The organism is Faecalibacterium hattorii (genome assembly GCF_003287455.1).
GTDB lineage: Bacteria > Bacillota > Clostridia > Oscillospirales > Ruminococcaceae > Faecalibacterium > Faecalibacterium hattorii.
In genome coordinates this window covers 1-1,923 of the sequence record NZ_PRLC01000038.1, presented here as the reverse complement: position 1 = coordinate 1,923, position 1,923 = coordinate 1, and the positions used below count along the sequence as shown (strand labels likewise).

The 1,923-nt window shown below is 58.0% G+C and carries 1 protein-coding gene; it reads right to left on the bottom strand.

The genetic code is table 11. The features are described from left to right. Window positions 1-50 precede the first annotated feature (50 nt). The coding region (locus C4N23_RS13635) for an AAA family ATPase (protein WP_242983811.1) at window positions 51-1,923 on the bottom strand (1,873 nt) is incomplete at its 5' end.

Genomic DNA, 1,923 nt, shown 5'->3' with positions numbered 1-1,923 from the left:
ATCGTGAAAGTGCGAAAGTGCAAAGTGCAAAGGGTCTGCGTTTTGCACTTTCAGCTTGCGGGTTCGGGTGGCTGCTTCTTCTTGATGAAGTTGTACCATTGACCGCCGACACGCCTTGCGCCTAAAATGCCGCCCATGTTGCGCTTGGCGGTCTGTACCGTCCTCTCGGATATTCCGGCTTCGGCTGCGGCTTTTACAATGTCCTCGCTGGCAAGCTCTTTCCCGTCTGCAAGCAGGTCAAGTATCAGCCTTTCGGCTTGCTCGGTTTTGGTGGCGTTGTTGCCGCCCGCGCCGGACAGCAGTTCGTCGGCGGTGATGTCGTATTCGCCTATCCACGAAAAGCCCGTTTCCGGGTCAAGGCAAAAGGCAACGGGCTTGCCCTCCGGCGCAAGGGAAGATTTGTCATGGACGATAACGCGCACATTCGGTTCTCGCTTCACGCGCCCGATCAGCAGGACGCTCCTTGCTGCGGCGCGGAAGTCGATAGAACCTAAGCCCCGGTATGCGCTCTGCCCTCCGGCAGCTTTGTTGAGATGTCCGATAAGGATAACGGCGCACCCGGTACGCTCGGCAACATCGGCAAGGCGGCGGAACATGGGGCGCACTTCGTTTGCCCGGTTCATGTCGGTTTTTTCGCCCATGTACGCCTGTATGGGGTCAAGGATAATCAGCCGCGCCCCGTTCTGCGTGATTGCCTTTTCTATGCGCTCATCGGACAGGGTAAGCTCCCGCTTGGCTTCATCAATCACAAGCACCCGGTCAAGGTCGGCTTCTGCTTCCATCAAGCGGGGCTTGACGGTATCGCCCAGCCCGTCCTCGGCGGTCTGGTAAATCACTTGGAATGGCGGCAAGGATTTCATTCCCGGCAGCGTTCCCCCGGTGGTGCAGGCGGCGGCAAGGCGTAGGGCAAAGGTGGTCTTGCCCTCGCCGGGATTGCCCTGCACAATGGTTACTTTCCCAAAGGGGATATACGGCTCCCATAGCCATTCAACGGTCTGTGTATCAACCTCGCTCATGCGGATAATCTCAACGGTTTCTTCCTGCGGCGGCTCTTTCAAGCCGTAAATCGCTTCCCGGATATACTTCCCGTCCGCGATTTCTGCCCGGTGCTGCAATACCTCGTTCCAGTCCTTGTAAAGCGGCACAAGGCGGTGGACGGTCAAGCCCTCCGGCACAAACTCCGCAAGGCGGCTGCAAGCGTCGCTTCCGGCTTGGTCGCTGTCAAGGCAGAGGTACACGGTCTTGATGTTCGGACGGTCAGAGAGGAAGCGCAACAGGGCTTTTTCTCCCACGCCGCCCAACGCCAGATAGCTTTGCTTCTGCCAGTCCTTTTTGAACAGGCAGAGGAAAGATAAGAGGTCTATCGGGGCTTCAAAGACAAACAACCTTTCGCCCTCGCCCCGGTAGCAGAAGTTAAAGGATTTGTCGCTGCCTTTCACATCAAGCCGGAAGCTCCCGGCTGTGCCGCGCTGGTGGGCGTATCGCGGTATGCCGCTTTCATCTCTGCCGACGAATACGGCGTTATGGTGGGTGGCTTCCTCGTAAATATCCCCGGTGGAAAAGAAAAAGCCCGTCACATCTTCATCAATGCGGCGGGCTGCTGTGAGGTAGTTCCTCGCTATGCGGTTGTCGGTGCTGCGGGGTGGCAGTCGGAAGTCGGATAGGGGCGCGGGGCTTGGTCTGTCCGGCGGCGGGGCGGCTCCTTTTTCGCCTGTCAGCAGTTCAACGGCTTCGGTGAAGCTCTTGCCGAAAAACTCCATGACAAAATCAACGGGGCCGCCGCCTTTGCTTTGGCTGTGCCTGTACCATTTGTTTCCCCGGATAGTCAAGCTGTCGTGCCGCTTCCAGCGGTATTCATTTCCGGCACGGGTAAGCTGCTCGCCCTGTGATTGCAGGAAAGAAACAAGGTCGGCTTGGTTGGCG